The organism is Photobacterium aquae (assembly GCF_001029445.1).
Taxonomy (GTDB): domain Bacteria; phylum Pseudomonadota; class Gammaproteobacteria; order Enterobacterales; family Vibrionaceae; genus Photobacterium; species Photobacterium aquae.
The window spans coordinates 123,141-137,214 of record NZ_LDOT01000012.1 but is presented as its reverse complement, the minus strand read 5'-3'; the positions used below and the strand labels follow the sequence as shown (position 1 = coordinate 137,214).

The 14,074-nt window shown below is 53.5% G+C and carries 14 protein-coding genes; 8 read left to right on the top strand and 6 right to left on the bottom strand.

The window, feature by feature from the left end; all coding sequences use genetic code 11:
- Positions 1-90 precede the first annotated feature (90 nt).
- The 4 genes from frsA to ABT56_RS10380 all read left to right on the top strand — a co-directional run bounded on the left by frsA (position 91) and on the right by ABT56_RS10380 (position 4,541).
- A complete protein-coding gene (frsA, locus tag ABT56_RS10395) occupies positions 91-1,350 on the top strand; it encodes an esterase FrsA (protein ID WP_084722214.1) in 1,260 nt (419 codons plus the stop codon).
- 188 nt (positions 1,351-1,538) lie between these two features.
- Positions 1,539-1,952 (top strand): sigma factor-binding protein Crl, encoded by a 414-nt coding sequence (crl, locus tag ABT56_RS10390; RefSeq protein ID WP_047878790.1) that lies wholly within the window; start codon positions 1,539-1,541, stop codon positions 1,950-1,952.
- A 113-nt stretch (positions 1,953-2,065) separates the two neighbouring features.
- Entirely contained in the window at positions 2,066-3,250 is a 1,185-nt protein-coding gene (proB, locus tag ABT56_RS10385) for a glutamate 5-kinase (RefSeq protein ID WP_084722213.1), read from the top strand.
- A gap of 34 nt (positions 3,251-3,284) precedes the next feature.
- Positions 3,285-4,541 (top strand): glutamate-5-semialdehyde dehydrogenase, encoded by a 1,257-nt coding sequence (locus ABT56_RS10380; protein WP_047878789.1) that lies wholly within the window; start codon positions 3,285-3,287, stop codon positions 4,539-4,541.
- 314 nt (positions 4,542-4,855) lie between these two features.
- Here ABT56_RS10380 and ABT56_RS10375 read toward each other — a convergent pair whose 3' ends face one another.
- Genes ABT56_RS10375 through ABT56_RS10360 form a run of 4 tightly spaced genes read right to left on the bottom strand, consistent with a single transcriptional unit; the run spans position 4,856 to position 7,280 of the window.
- On the bottom strand, positions 4,856-5,074 hold the full coding sequence (locus tag ABT56_RS10375) for a DUF2897 family protein (protein ID WP_047878788.1): 219 nt from the start codon (positions 5,072-5,074) through the stop codon (positions 4,856-4,858).
- Positions 5,075-5,785, bottom strand: coding sequence for a M15 family metallopeptidase (locus tag ABT56_RS10370; protein ID WP_420835124.1), 711 nt, complete (start codon positions 5,783-5,785; stop codon positions 5,075-5,077).
- Positions 5,782-6,912: a succinyl-diaminopimelate desuccinylase gene (dapE, locus tag ABT56_RS10365; protein WP_047878787.1), complete on the bottom strand. Its 1,131-nt coding sequence runs from the start codon at positions 6,910-6,912 to the stop codon at positions 5,782-5,784. The genes ABT56_RS10370 and dapE overlap by 4 nt, the downstream gene beginning before the upstream one ends.
- A 14-nt stretch (positions 6,913-6,926) precedes the next feature.
- Entirely contained in the window at positions 6,927-7,280 is a 354-nt protein-coding gene (locus ABT56_RS10360) for an ArsC family reductase (protein WP_047878786.1), read from the bottom strand.
- A gap of 394 nt (positions 7,281-7,674) precedes the next feature.
- On the opposite strand from ABT56_RS10360, the gene ABT56_RS10355 reads away from it, so the two are divergent.
- A complete protein-coding gene (locus ABT56_RS10355; RefSeq protein ID WP_047878785.1) occupies positions 7,675-7,956 on the top strand; it encodes a winged helix-turn-helix domain-containing protein in 282 nt (93 codons plus the stop codon).
- A 121-nt stretch (positions 7,957-8,077) separates the two neighbouring features.
- On the opposite strand, the gene ABT56_RS10350 is transcribed toward ABT56_RS10355, so the two are convergent.
- Both ABT56_RS10350 and narQ read right to left on the bottom strand, forming a co-directional pair.
- The gene (locus tag ABT56_RS10350; protein WP_047878784.1) at positions 8,078-8,704 is read right to left on the bottom strand and encodes a response regulator; all 627 of its coding nucleotides are present in this window, start codon (positions 8,702-8,704) and stop codon (positions 8,078-8,080) included.
- Positions 8,705-8,709: 5 nt separating this feature from the next.
- Positions 8,710-10,407 (bottom strand): nitrate/nitrite two-component system sensor histidine kinase NarQ, encoded by a 1,698-nt coding sequence (narQ, locus tag ABT56_RS10345; RefSeq protein WP_047878783.1) that lies wholly within the window; start codon positions 10,405-10,407, stop codon positions 8,710-8,712.
- Between the two features lie 367 nt (positions 10,408-10,774).
- Between narQ and napF the strand changes: the two genes are divergently transcribed.
- From napF to napA, 3 genes are read left to right on the top strand one after another with little or no spacing between them, the layout of a single operon-like run.
- Positions 10,775-11,266, top strand: a complete 492-nt coding sequence (napF, locus tag ABT56_RS10340; protein WP_047878782.1) for a ferredoxin-type protein NapF — start codon at positions 10,775-10,777, stop codon at positions 11,264-11,266.
- A 2-nt stretch (positions 11,267-11,268) separates the two neighbouring features.
- Complete coding sequence (locus tag ABT56_RS10335; RefSeq protein WP_047878781.1) at positions 11,269-11,541, top strand: chaperone NapD; 273 nt, start codon at positions 11,269-11,271, stop codon at positions 11,539-11,541.
- On the top strand, positions 11,538-14,024 hold the full coding sequence (gene napA, locus ABT56_RS10330) for a periplasmic nitrate reductase subunit alpha (RefSeq protein WP_047878780.1): 2,487 nt from the start codon (positions 11,538-11,540) through the stop codon (positions 14,022-14,024). The genes ABT56_RS10335 and napA overlap by 4 nt, the downstream gene beginning before the upstream one ends.
- Positions 14,025-14,074 lie beyond the last annotated feature (50 nt).

Here is a 14,074-nt window from a genome sequence, read left to right as displayed (position 1 = left end):
TCCGCCGTTCTGACCGGCCACTGTTCGGCCGGTGCACTGTTTACCTGTCTTGTCAGGCTGTTGGCGGAACCACAATTGATGGAGTCTATCGTGTCCGAACAGTCCAAAGTTAATCTTTCCGAGAAGTTATTTGCCCCACGACAGACCAGTAAGGAAACCTCCAGTTTGGTGAAGCTGGCAGGGTTTGCCGATATGCCTGTTCATAATGCCCTCGACGGTGACAGCGAACATGGCTGGTATCGAATACTGCGCCGTCCGCAGTGGATCTGGCAGGGGATCGATCCGATTGAGATGGAAGCGGTTTTCTCTCGCATGGCGAATTCGGACGCCCCGCGAACCCGCGATGATCTCTTGGATACGGTTATTGGTTATAAGCCGGGTAACTGGGTCTACGAATGGAGCCAGCTTGGCGGCGAGCACCAAAAAGTGGCCCGGTATCTTATTGAGCAGGGACGGGGCGAGGAAGCTGCCAATGAGCTTCTCAATGCCAGTATGCACTATAGCATCGCGGCCTACCCGCATCTCAAAGGCGATGCGCTGGCAGCACAGGCTGAGGTGCAGGCCAACCAGACCTACCGTGATGCGATGGAGTACATGCCGCACCAGATGCGGACCATTGACATCAAATATGAAAACAAGACCTTTCAGGCGTTCATCCACCTTCCCCGTACAGACAAGCTGTTGCCCACCGTCGTGGTGAGTGGCGGTCTTGATACCCTCCAATCGGATTTGTGGCGTTTGTACCATAAGTATCTTGGTCCTGCCGGCTTTGCTATGGTGACCTTGGATATGCCGTCTGTCGGGCACAGCAGCCACTGGTCTTTGACCGAGGATACCAGCCGGTTGCATCAGGCTCTGCTCCAGCAGATCAAAGAGGTGCCTTGGGTTGACCATACCCGGGTGGCCATGCTTGGTTTTCGGTTTGGGGGTAACGCGGCGATTCGACTCGGTTTTCTCGAGCCGACCCGGCTTAAGGCCTGCGTGAGCGTCGGGGGCGTACTGCACAGTGGTTTGGCGGAGGCCAAGCGGCTGGAGTCGATGCCGAGGATGTACCTTGATATGCTGGCATCCCGGCTGGGTAAGCACGGCGTCTCCAAAACCAGCCTGATCTCTCACTTGTCGGCCTGGTCACTGAAAACTCAGGGGCTGTTGGGGCGTCGTCGGAGTGAGGTGCCGATGTTGGGGCTTGGCCTCAAGGGCGATCCGGTGTGTTCCGAGATGGACAACCAGTTGGTGGCGATGTCTTCGCGGGGAGGCAAGGCCGTGACTTTACCGGCCAAGCCACTGCATGACGGTTACCACCGCGCGATGGTGATGGCTGTGGACTGGCTCAAGGAAAAGCTGGAGTGACGGCCGGGGGAATAGGCTGATAGCGTGAGAGTGGGGCTATAACTGGTACGATTGTGAATAAGTTGTTGCAAATCGTGATAAATATAGCTTAAATGGAATATACACTCTATGGCTTATCCCCGTCACTCAATGATGAGCGGGCCTGCTGCAGAGTAACCGTTGATGATGACTAGGGATGGAGATGACGGATGACGACTACTGCAAAGACGGCAAATTTTCCGCCTCACGGACGATTGATCACCAAGCTTACGGCATTGGGTCCTTACCTTCGCCAGCAGCATTCGTCTGATGGGTATTATTTTTTTGACTGCCTGTCGAGTTGTATTAGTGCCAAGAAAGCCCCGGAGGAACGTGAGTTCTGGGGGTGGTGGTTGATTTTGCAAGCCACCGAGCAGGGATTCGAGTACCAGTATTTCTTCGGTCGCTACAATGATTCCGGTGAATGGCAGAAAGAGCCAGTGCCAGCTAAGCATGAACAGGCAGTGTTGCAAACTCTTGACGATTTCTATCCAAAATTGAAAGGATTGTTACACGATGAGCTGGAGCTGTCTTTATCGGCAGCAAAGGAGCTCGAAGGGCCTGAATTAGGTAGTGCCGCTTAAGTTGGGAACAGATCAAAGATTGAAGAATAATGCGCCAAACTGGCGCATTTTTCTTGTGCTTTTTAAAGGGTGTGATACAACAACGGTCTATTTATCATTTTTGTTAGATCCCCATGGCAGAGACAAATACCCTCAATGTACGCAAGACGGACCTGGCTGACAAAGCCGCAGTGCATGACAGTCACGCCGTCAAATCCGCATCACACACGATCGTTGTAAAACTGGGTACCAGCGTTTTGACTGGTGGTACTCTCAAGCTTGATCGCGCTCATATGGTTGAGCTAGTCAGGCAGTGTGCTTTGCTGCGCCGTAATGGCCACAAAGTGATTATCGTGACCTCTGGCGCTATTGCCGCCGGCCGTGAACATTTGGGGTACCCCGAACTGCCCAAAACCATGGCGAGCAAGCAGTTGCTGGCCGCGGTGGGGCAGAGCCGCTTGATCCAGGAATGGGAAAGTCTGTTTGAAATCTACGGCCTGCATATTGGCCAGATGCTGCTGACCCGCGCCGATCTTGATGATCGCGAGCGTTTTCTTAATGCCCGCGATATGATTGTGGCCCTGCTCGACAACGGGATTATTCCTGTCGTCAACGAAAATGACGCCGTGGCGACCACTGAAATAAAAGTGGGCGACAACGACAACCTTTCTGCGCTGGTGGGTATTCTTGCCGGTGCCAACAAGCTTTTGCTGCTTACCGACCAGCCAGGTCTTTTCACCGCCGATCCGCGCAACAACCCGGATGCCGAGCTGATCCGCGAAGTGCATACGATCGACGAAACACTGCGTCGCATCGCCGGCGGCAGTGTCGGTGGTTTGGGCACGGGTGGCATGGCGACCAAGCTGCAGGCTGCCGACGTGGCCCGCCGTGCCGGTATCGAGGTGATCATTGCTGCAGGCAGCCGCCCGGATGTGATTATTGATCTGGCGAATGACGAGTCAGTTGGGACACGCTTCCTGCCACTTGAGTGCCCGCTTGAAAGCCGTAAGCGCTGGATCCTTGCTGGTCCTCCACCAGCCGGGGACATCGTGATTGACGACGGAGCCGCAGCTGCCGTCCAGTTGCGCGGTAGTAGCCTGTTGTCGAAAGGGATCACCGATGTACGCGGTGAGTTCGAACGCGGCGAAGTTGCCCGGATCTACAATACCAAAGGCGAGCTGTTGGCCCGTGGCCTGAGCCGTTACTCAAGTCGGGATCTGGGTAAGATCGCCGGTAAGCACAGCCAAGATATCCATAGCGTACTGGGCTACGAATATGGCCCGGTGGCCGTACACCGTGATGACCTTGTCGTAATCTGACGCCAAGCAACCGAGTACGAAAAAGGAACAGATGATGAATTTAGAATTGATGGGGCAGGCAGCCCAGCAAGCGGCGTTCGAACTGGCCACCGCTTCGACCAAGCAGAAGAATCAGGCGTTGGCGATTATTGCCGATGAACTAGAAGCCAATGCCGAGGTGATTCTTGCCGCCAACGCCAAAGATATTGCCGCCGCCAAAGAAGCGGGCATGACCGATGCCCTGATTGACCGCCTATTGCTTAACGAAGCTCGCTTGGCGGGCATTGCTGCTGATGTGCGCAATGTCATCGGCCTCAATGATCCGGTTGGTGCCGAGCTGGACAGCAAGGTACTTGAGAACGGGATGCGCCTGAGCCGCCGCCGTGTGCCGCTCGGCGTGGTAGGGGTCATCTACGAAGCCCGCCCGAACGTGACCATCGATATCGCAGCCCTGTGCCTGAAAACCGGTAACGCCAGCATTCTGCGCGGCGGCCGCGAGACATTCCATTCCAATATGGAGCTGGTCAAGGTGATCCAGTGCGCGCTGCAGAAAGCCGATCTGCCACAAGCATCAGTCCAGTACATTGAAAAGCCGGACCGCGAACTGGTTACCCAACTGCTCAAGCTTGACCAGTACGTTGATATGATCATCCCGCGCGGTGGTGCTGGTTTGCACAAAATGTGCAAGGAAAATAGCACGATCCCAGTGATTATCGGTGGTTTTGGTATTAGCCACATTTATGTGGATGACAGTGCCGATCTGACTCGCTCGCTAGATGTCGTCGAAAATGCCAAAGTGCAGCGCCCATCAGCTTGCAACGCACTCGACACCCTGCTTGTTAGCGAGAAAGTGGCAGAAACCTTCCTGCCGCGTTTGGCCGAGCGCATGAATGCCAGTCAGGTGACCCTCGTTGCAGATGAGTCAGCCTTCGATTGGCTGGATGGCAAGGCCGCGAACCTACGCCCGGTCGCAGAAGGTGACTTCGATACCGAATGGCTAAGCTATACCCTTGGCGTCAAAGTGGTCGCCGATGTCAACGAAGCCATCGCCCACATGCGCAAGCACAATGCCAGCCATTCAGATGCCATCATGACCAATGACCTGAACGCCGCCGAGCGTTTCGTCAATGCCGCAGGATCAGCTGCAGTTTACGTGAATGCGTCAACACGTTTCACAGATGGTGCCCAATTTGGCCTAGGTGCAGAAGTGGCTGTATCGACCCAGAAGTTGCATGCTCGTGGCCCGATGGGGCTTGAAGAGCTGACAAGTTATAAGTGGGTGGGAGTAGCAGACTACCTATCCCGCGCTTAATATCTATCACTGTGTCAGAATCAGCGATAACGGCATCGAAAGTACTCATTTATGGTCATAAACTCCGTGCTTTCTTTTTGTTCTCACTGATTCTGACTGCGTGCTAGCCATCAAGCGTGTAGGGGACGTAAACGTGCTTCGTAAACTCCGCGCTTGCGCTTTGTTCTCACAAGGCTGACTTAGAAATCCTTCGTTATCAGAGATAAGGATTTCGGCGGAATTAGCGCGATAGCGGTATTACAAGTATGCATTTGCGTTCGTTGATGCGTTGCTGCTTAGAATTGAAATCCCCAGCCTTTCGGCTGGGGATTTTTTTATGACTGGTTTTTGTGGCGGAGGTTTTGGTCGTTCTCGGCCTGTTTGCTGATGAGATCGTCTAGCTCCTGCTCGCGTTTGTTTTTCTCATGGGTGCCTTTCACTTTTCCGTGTTGGCCGAACTTCATATGGGCGGTGTACTTCAGCGCTGCAATATTGCTGACCACCACCGCAACCACGATGATACTGATCACCCACGGGTTGAGTAGCCATTCCATTTACACCTCGCAGATATTCTCAATGTACTTTAGATACAGACTATCAAGGTTTTCGAGGATCTGCGACTTTCCGGCGATATCGCTGTGGCTAAGTGTGCGTTTGAGCAGGTCGGGGCTGAGTTGGCGTAGTAGGTACCGGCTCACGGGAAAGTAGCTGATATGCCAAGGCTCGCATGCGACCCCTTGCCGTTCTTTGGCATAGGGCAGGTAGAAACCATATTCAGGCATGGTCTGATGCAGCCATTGGGCAAAGGTGTGCTGGTGGCCACCAGCCTCGTACTCCCACGGTTCCAATTGCAGTGAAGTACCGTCGGGCAGGCAGTTGGCGGCATAGACGTCGACATCCGTCCCCCAGTGGTGGCGGCTGCCCCCCGGCAGGGCCGACCAGCGTAAAATCGCATGGATTTTTTCCAGATCAGTCAGGGAGTCTGGCTCCAGCGGCTGGCTGTTGCTATCGAGAATAGGGCGCTGGCCTGTGAACTTGTTGTTCCAGATCCACAGTTGGCGGTCAAACGGTCGGAAGGCGCTGGCCAGCCGCATGTCAAATCCTGCCTGTTTGGCGGCATCCTGCAAGGCCTGGATCGCCGGAGCCATTTCTTGGTGCACCAATTGCCCGCTATCGGGGTTGATGATAACCAAGTGGCTGGTATCTTGGCCGGTGAGTTGCTCGGCCGTATGGGGCCGAGCATGGGTAGGGTGAATGAGTTTCAAAGGGCTTTTTCCAACACTTTTTTGTACATGTCTGTCAGCTTTTCAAGGTCAGCAACTTTCACGCATTCATTTACCTTGTGGATGGTGGCATTGACCGGCCCTAGCTCGACAACTTGCGCACCGGTGCGGGCAATGAAACGGCCATCGGAAGTGCCACCGGTTGTCAGAAGCTCAGGCTGCTGGTGATTAACTTCTTCAATCGCGCTGACGACGGCTTCTAGCAGCGTTCCCTTGTCGGTTAAGAACGGGTGGCCGCTGAAGGTCCACTTGAGTTCATAGTCGAGGCCGTGGGCATCCAGTACCGAATGCACCTTGCGCTTGATGTCATCGACGGTCAACTCGGTACTGAAGCGGAAATTGAACTGGACGTGGAATTCGCCCGGAATCACGTTCGAGGCCCCGGTGCCCGCAGACAGGTTGGCAATCTGGAAGCTGGTTGGCGGGAAGTAGGCATTGCCGTTGTCCCACGTGGTGGCTGCCAACTCTGCCAATGCCGGCATGGCTCGGTGAACCGGGTTGTCGGCCAGGTGAGGGTAGGCCACGTGGCCCTGGATCCCTTTGACCACGACATCACCGGTGATGGAGCCACGGCGTCCGTTTTTCACCACATCGCCCACCTCGCGGGTGCTTGACGGCTCACCGACAATACACATATCGATTTTTTCGTTGCGGGCCTCAAGGGTATCGATGACCCGGGTGGTACCGTTGATGAATGGCCCTTCCTCGTCGGAAGTGATCAGCAAGGCGATGGAGCCCTTGTGATCCGGGTGTTCAGCCAAGAAGCGTTCGATAGCAACGATCATGCAGGCCAGAGAGCCTTTCATGTCTGCCGCCCCGCGCCCGTGTAGGTAGCCGTCGATAATGGTTGGCTCGAACGGCGGCGTGTGCCATTTGTCCGGATTGCCCGCGGGTACTACATCAGTATGGCCGGCAAATACAAATAGCGGTGCTTCGCTGCCGCGGCGAGCCCATAGGTTGGTGGTATCTTCGAAAACCATGGTTTCGATGGTGAAGCCGAGCTGCTCAAGGCGCGCAATCATCACATCCTGGCAACCTGCGTCTTCCGGGGTTACCGATTGACGACTGATAAGGTCTTTTGCCAACGAAATAACGGGGCTGTCTGACATCCTTGTATCCTTTATTACTTGTCTTTGAAAATAGCGTGGTATTGATCAGGTTTGAAACCAAGATGGTACTGGTTGTTGTGTACCAGCAGCGGGCGCTTGATCATCGCTAGGTGCTCCAGCATCAGTGCAATGGCACTTTGTTGGTCAAGACCGGATTTCTGCTCGTCGCTCAGTTGGCGGTAGGTGGTACCGCGCTTGTTCACCATTGCCTCCCAGCCTACAGCTGCTTCAAATTTTTCCAGCATGTCGCGGTCTAGGCCGTCCGTGCGGTAGTCGTGGAAGCGGTACTCGATCCCTTCAGCTTCCAGCCATTTCTTCATTTTCTTGATGGTGTCGCAGTTCTTGATTCCGTAGGCAATTGTATTCATTTTTGTAGGCTGACTTGTTTTGTGAACTTGGTCTCCCTTTATAGCGGGAATCCTCAACAGGCGCAACGGGTGCCCGTTGTCTCGTTTCACCTAGATCGCCTTTGAGGTTTTTCCTGCTGGGCATTGCTTCTAACTCTGTTTGTGTCATGTTTTTCTTCGGGGGACATGGTTAGATTGGGCCCCGAAGTTGGTTGTTGATAATATTGTCCGATAAATCAACTTATTGATTATTTGTTGTTTTCTTGTGTTCTGCTTATTAAATCGCCATAAAAGTGAGATCTTGATCACTTTCGTCTTCAGATGTCATTGCGAAATCCCACCTCAACTTGATCAAACTCAACACCCTAGCGGGAGAAGTCGGAATAATAAAAATCCTTAGATTATGGAGGTCTCAATGGAACTGAATCCGGTTTTTGCCCGTCGTCTTTATCTTGCTCTACTGGTTGAGCATTTAGAGCGCCCGAATGTCCCTAAATTGATTGAAATTACTGGTTGGCCACGTCGTACTATTCAGGATGTATTAAAAGCCCTTCCGGGGTTTGGTATTGAATTGTCTTTTATTCAGGATGGTCGACGCCACAACGATGGTTATTATCAACTCAGTGACTGGGGGCCTTTTGATCTCCAGTGGGTGGAATCTCGCGAGCAAGATATTATTTCTTCACTGTCCCACTAAGCATTTGTTGTCGATGGTACCGATGCAGGATAAAACCTGCGTACGGGCCACGAAACCGCGCATCAGCGCGGTTTTTTAGTTTTTGGCTCGGTGTTTGTTTGATTGTTGCGGACAATTGCCATTATTGTCCCTGCGATTCCAGAAACAGTACCGTTGCGGCGGTGCGCGACTTGACCTGCAGTTTTTTGAGCAGGCTCTTCATGTGTACCTTCACCGTGGCTTCTGAGATAAACAGGGTATCGGCGATTTGCTTGTTGCGGTGACCCTTGGCAACCTCTTGCAAGATCTGGGTCTCCCTGTCGGTAAGGGTGTCGAGCAAATTGGCCTGATCCGTACCGTTATCGAGGAATTCGCGCACCTGTTCGCTGTAGGCTTTGCCGCCGCATAGCGCCATTCGTAGTAGGGCGATAAGCTGGTCGGGCTCAGTATCCTTGAGCAGGTAGCCATCAGCCCCAGCGGCAATCAGAGTCCGGATGTCCGAACGGCTGTCGGAAACGGTCAGGACGACGATGCTCGCTTCAATCCCCTCGGCCCGCATGGCATTGAGGGTATCAAGCCCCGACATACCTTTCATATTCAAATCGAGCAAGATCAGATCCGGTTCTTTTTCCACCGCCAGCTGGACGGCCTCTGCCCCGTTACTGGCCTCGCCGACGACGGTGAAGTCACTTTCAAAGCTGAGCAATTGGCTGATCCCACGGCGCATCAGCGGGTGGTCATCAACAATCATTATTTTCCAACACGTCATAGTTATTATCCTTGGGATGCCAGTGTAAAGCGCAGGGTGATCTCGCTGCCGTTGCCCTGGCTGGTTTCAATCTTTAGTTCGCCGTTAAGGCGTGATGCTCGTTCTGCCATGATGGCTAGGCCATAGTGGTTGAGCTTTTCGTTGTGTGGATCAAATCCGAGCCCGTCGTCTTTGATACTGATACTTATCTCATCGCCGTGCTGAGTACAGGTTACGACAATCTCATCGCTCTTGGCATGCTTGATTGCATTGAGTACCGCTTCGCGGATCAGTTGGAGCAAATGGACCTGATGATGGGCATCCAAGTTAAGCGATGAAATTTGGTTGTCGATAATCAGCAGGGCATCACTTTGCTCGTCCAGTGGTTTTAGCATTTCGGCCAGTGCCTCGCCAAAATGCGGCTCTTTGATGGTCAGGCGGAAGGTGCTGAGCAACTCGCGGAGCTGGGTATATGCCCCCGATAGCCCACTGTCTATGTCGCCGATAATGCCCATTAGCTTGTCTTGGTCATCTTGGCCAAGTTGGCGCTTGAGCAGGGTGACTTGAATTTTCAGGTACGACAGGGACTGAGCCAGCGAGTCATGGAGCTCCCTCGCAATGGTGGCGCGCTCTTCCATCAGCAGTAATTGCTCTGCTTGTTTCTGGGCTCGGTTGTAATAAATCCCGCGCGCAAGGGTGCGGCTGATATTCTCGATCAGGCTTTTGTCGGGACACGGCAGGGTATATTGCCACCATAGTTGGCCGAGAATTTGGCCGTCAATTTCGAGATCCTGATAGTGCCAGTTGTGCGCCGTCGGTTCGCCGGAGAGGATCTCGGTATTAGCCCCGCAGCTCTCTTCGATGATCAATTTTGTCGCGGTGAGTCCTTCAATGCTCAGCAGGGTGTCGAGCATCGCAGCGAAATTCCTTGAGCTCAGCCGACTGGCTTTGAGTTCCTGAGAGCAATCATAGAGTACCTGTAGCGAGTCGTTGGCCTGACGTAGCCGACGGGTTTTCTCATCGACTTTGTTTTCGAGGTTGCGGTAGAGCTTGCCTAATTCTGCGGCCATATTATTGAAGGTTTCGGCGAGCAAACCGAGCTCGTTGTCACTTTTTATAGTGATTTGGAGATCGAACTGGCCATTTTGGATCTGCTTGCTGGCCATGACCAGTTGGTTTAGCGGCTGGACGATTTTTTTCTGCGTAAAGTGAATGGTAAAGAGTGCCGAGAGCAGAATGAGGGTTAGCCCGAGCCCGCCGATAATCGATAGGACTTGCAGTTTTATCTCTGAAAACTCTTGTAATTCGAAAACAAACACGTCGATACGGTCAACGAATTTAGCGACTTCGGCAAGGAATTGCCGCTCGTTGCCGTTATCGAGCAGTGGGCGGAGGTTGTCCCATCGCGCAATGAGATCGCCATAGTGTAGCTTGATGTCCCCGGGTACGGTCCAGTGGTCGAGAGCGGCCATTGACGGTGCAAACAACGAGCGCTCGAATTTGTCCAGATGTGTGGGCAGGTTCACCGAACCGGTCTCGATGTCATAGGCGAGTCGGTAACTTTGCATTCTGAGCGAGCCGGAGACATTGACGGCCTCGGCGTCATTGAGGCTTGAGGCCAGCGTTAGCAGGGCAAAGCTGGTGGTGGCGACAGAGAGCAGCAGTATCACCAGCATGGCACGGGCAATAGTGCTGGTCACAGGCTTGAGCGGCCGGTCTTTCACGCGTTTTCCTTTTGGTATGGCGAGGCGCAGTGGATGGTGCCACGCGTCAACTATAGTGATGTAAGGGGATATTGGTTATATGACTATTTTGTTGTGATTGAGGCCAGCGGGTCTTGCTGGCTTGTTTATAGTGTGAGCTGCATCATTTTGATTTATTGATCCAAAACAAACCACCCCTCCAATTACCCCTAACTGGGTATTTAAGCATTTATTACGGGATTTACACTTGCTGTGTAAAAAAATGACAGCTTGTTAATGGTTATTGCTGGCCGAGGCTGTGTTTCCGGGTGACATGCTCTTTCCTTGCAGTAGGCTGCCAATCCGTAGTGCTTAATACATTCATAATCTTTCACTAAGGATGATGTCAATGTTTGATCGTTCCCGCCGTCGCTTATTTATGCGCCGGCGTACCCCAGACTTGCCGCGGATGCCATGGGTGATCAGCGAAGCGGAGTTTAGCGAGCGATGTAGTCGGTGCAACCGCTGCGTGGAGGCGTGTGAGACCCAGATTATCGCAAAGGGTGACGGTGGGTTTCCGGCCGTCGATTTCGGTCGTGGCGAATGTACATTCTGTTATCGCTGTGCCGAGTCTTGTCCGGAGCACTTGTTCCGCCCGCAGACCGAGGCGGCTTGGCCAATCGTGGCCAAAATCGGTGAGGGGTGTCTGGCCCATCAGAAGATCGAATGCCGGAGTTGCGGCGATATGTGCGAAGTGATGGCGATCCGTTTCAGGCTCCAGCCTGGTGGTGTCGCCCTACCTGAGCTTGATAGTTCAAGTTGTACCGGTTGTGGTGCCTGCGTGTCGGTTTGCCCGGTATCGGCTATCACCATGGTGTTCGAAGAGCAGGAAGAGGAATAGCAATGGCATTGCAAGAAGTACATATCTCAAGCTTGGTTGTCCATATTAAGCCGCAATACCTGAGCGGGGTGAAGGCACAGATTGCGGCTTTGCCCAACGCAGAGATATACGGCGACAGCGAAGAGGGGAAGGTCATCGTGGTGCTGGAAACCGAGAACCAGGGCTTTGTGACTGAGACGATCGATAAAATCAATAATTTAGAACACGTGTTAAATACTTTTTTGGTCTACCACCAAATCGAACATTTTGACTCGCAATCTGAGGAAGATTCATGAAAATGACAAGACGTGCATTTGTGAAAGCAAATGCCGCCGCATCGGCTGCTGCCGTCGCAGGGATCACACTACCTGCATCGGCCACTAACTTAATCGTTAGTTCTGATGAAACCAAAATTAAGTGGGACAAAGCGCCTTGTCGTTTTTGTGGAACGGGCTGCTCGGTGTTGGTCGGGACTCAGAATGGCCGCGTTGTTGCCACTCAGGGGGATCCTGAAGCCCCGGTAAACCGTGGCCTTAACTGTATCAAGGGATATTTCCTGTCCAAGATCATGTATGGCAAGGATCGTCTGCAGACACCGATGCTACGTATGACAGACGGTAAGTACGATAAGAATGGTGATTTCCAGCCTGTTTCTTGGGATCAAGCCTTCGATATCATGGCCGAGAAGTGGAAGGACGCGCTCCAAAAGCAGGGGCCGTCAGGGGTCGGCATGTTCGGCTCCGGTCAGTGGACTGTAATGGAAGGTTATGCGGCATCGAAAATGATGAAGGCGGGCTTCCGTTCAAACAACATTGATCCGAACGCCCGCCACTGTATGGCATCGGCGGTTGTAGGCTTTATGCGCACCTTCGGTATCGACGAGCCGATGGGCTGCTATGACGACTTCGAACATGCAGACTCGTTTGTCCTGTGGGGCTCCAATATGGCAGAGATGCACCCGGTACTGTGGACGCGTATCACTGATCGCCGTTTGAGTCACCCGCACGTCAAGGTGAATGTGCTGTCGACCTACACCCACCGTTCGTTCGAACTGGCTGACAACGGTATGGTGTTCGAGCCGCAGACCGATTTGGCCATCGCTAACTTTATCGCTAACTACATTATTCAAAACGATGCGGTGAACTGGGATTTCGTCAACAAATACACGCATTTCAAGCGTGCCGAGACCGATATCGGCTATGGCCTGCGTGATGATGATCCACTGCAGTTGAAAGCGGCGCACCCTAACTCGGGCAAAATGTACACGATGACATTCGAAGAGTACAAGGCCTCGGTTGCCGAGTACACGGTAGAAAAGGCCTCCGAGATGTCAGGTGTCGCGCAGGACAAGCTGATCGAACTTGCCAAGCAGTATGCTGATCCTGACCGAAAGGTGATGTCGCTATGGACGATGGGGATGAACCAGCATACCCGCGGCGTGTGGATGAATAGCCTGGTCTATAACATTCACCTACTGACGGGCAAGATCTCCCAGCCGGGCAACAGCCCATTCTCGTTGACTGGCCAGCCATCAGCTTGCGGAACGGCGCGTGAGGTTGGTACTTTTGCTCACCGACTGCCTGCCGATATGGTCGTGGCGAACCCCAAGCATCGCGCTATCGCCGAGAAGATCTGGAAATTGCCGGAAGGGACGATCCCGCCGAAGCCGGGTTACCACGCGGTTCTGCAAGACCGTATGCTCAAGGACGGCAAGCTCAATGCCTACTGGGTGATGTGTAACAACAATATGCAGGCGGGGCCGAACATCAATACCGAGCGCCTGCCTGGCTACCGCAACCCTGAGAACTTTATTGTCTGTTCCGACCCGTACCCGACGGCAACCGCCCAGGCTGCTGATTTGATTCTGCCTACCGCGATGTGGGTTGAAAAAGAAGGGGCATACGGGAATGCCGAGCGCCGTACTCAGGCATGGTATCAGCAGGTTCCGTCACAGGGCGAGGCGAAATCGGATCTGTGGCAGCTGATGGAATTCTCCAAGCGCTTCAAGATTGAAGAGGTGTGGGGCGAAGAGCTGCTGGCCAAGGCTCCGCAGTATCGCGGCAAGACCATGTATGACGTTCTTTTCCGTAATGGTCAGGTAGATCAGTTCCCGCTCTCTGAAGCTCAGCCGCTCAATGATGATGCCAAGGCTCAGGGGTTCTATATCCAGAAAGGCTTGTTTGAAGAGTACGCTAGCTTTGGTCGGGGTCACGGCCATGATCTGGCACCTTATGACATGTACCACAAAGTACGCGGCCTGCGCTGGCCTGTGGTTGATGGTAAGGAAACCCAGTGGCGTTTTGCTGAAGGTTCTGATCCTTATGTTCCAGCGGGGGAAAAGTTCCGTTTCTACGGTTATAAAGACGGCAAGGCCAATATTATCTTTGCTCCGTTCGAGCCTGCGCCAGAGGTGCCTGACAAGGATTACGACTTATGGTTGTGTACTGGGCGGGTACTGGAGCACTGGCATACAGGTACCATGACGCGCCGAGTTCCCGAGCTCTACAAGGCGGTGCCTGATGCCTTGTGCTATATCCACCCGGAGGATGCCCGTGCCCGCGGCCTGCGCCGTGGTGACGAGGTGCTGCTGCAATCCCGCCGTGGTGAGGTTCGCTGTCGGGTTGAAACCCGTGGCCGTAACCGCCCGCCAGTTGGCTTGGTTTTCGTGCCTTTCTTCGATGCGCGGATCTTGGTCAACAAGCTGATTCTGGATGCGACGGATCCGCTTTCCAAGCAGACCGACTTCAAGAAGTGTCCAATCAAGATCAGCAAGATCTAAGTTAGCGATAAATAACAAGGTGGCAGCCTGCCTGTGGCGCAGGCCGCCCG

Excerpts from the sequence above, each read along its gene's own strand:
- ABT56_RS10375 (WP_047878788.1), bottom strand. The coding sequence starts at position 5,074 with ATGGAATGGCTACTCAACCCGTGGGTGATCAGTATCATCGTGGTTGCG.
- ABT56_RS10380 (WP_047878789.1), top strand. The coding sequence starts at position 3,285 with ATGAATTTAGAATTGATGGGGCAGGCAGCCCAGCAAGCGGCGTTCGAA.
- dapE (WP_047878787.1), bottom strand. The coding sequence starts at position 6,912 with ATGTCAGACAGCCCCGTTATTTCGTTGGCAAAAGACCTTATCAGTCGT.
- napA (WP_047878780.1), top strand. The coding sequence starts at position 11,538 with ATGAAAATGACAAGACGTGCATTTGTGAAAGCAAATGCCGCCGCATCG.
- proB (WP_084722213.1), top strand. The coding sequence starts at position 2,066 with ATGGCAGAGACAAATACCCTCAATGTACGCAAGACGGACCTGGCTGAC.
- ABT56_RS10355 (WP_047878785.1), top strand. The coding sequence starts at position 7,675 with ATGGAACTGAATCCGGTTTTTGCCCGTCGTCTTTATCTTGCTCTACTG.
- ABT56_RS10350 (WP_047878784.1), bottom strand. The coding sequence starts at position 8,704 with ATGACGTGTTGGAAAATAATGATTGTTGATGACCACCCGCTGATGCGC.
- ABT56_RS10335 (WP_047878781.1), top strand. The coding sequence starts at position 11,269 with ATGGCATTGCAAGAAGTACATATCTCAAGCTTGGTTGTCCATATTAAG.
- ABT56_RS10360 (WP_047878786.1), bottom strand. The coding sequence starts at position 7,280 with ATGAATACAATTGCCTACGGAATCAAGAACTGCGACACCATCAAGAAA.
- napF (WP_047878782.1), top strand. The coding sequence starts at position 10,775 with ATGTTTGATCGTTCCCGCCGTCGCTTATTTATGCGCCGGCGTACCCCA.
- crl (WP_047878790.1), top strand. The coding sequence starts at position 1,539 with ATGACGACTACTGCAAAGACGGCAAATTTTCCGCCTCACGGACGATTG.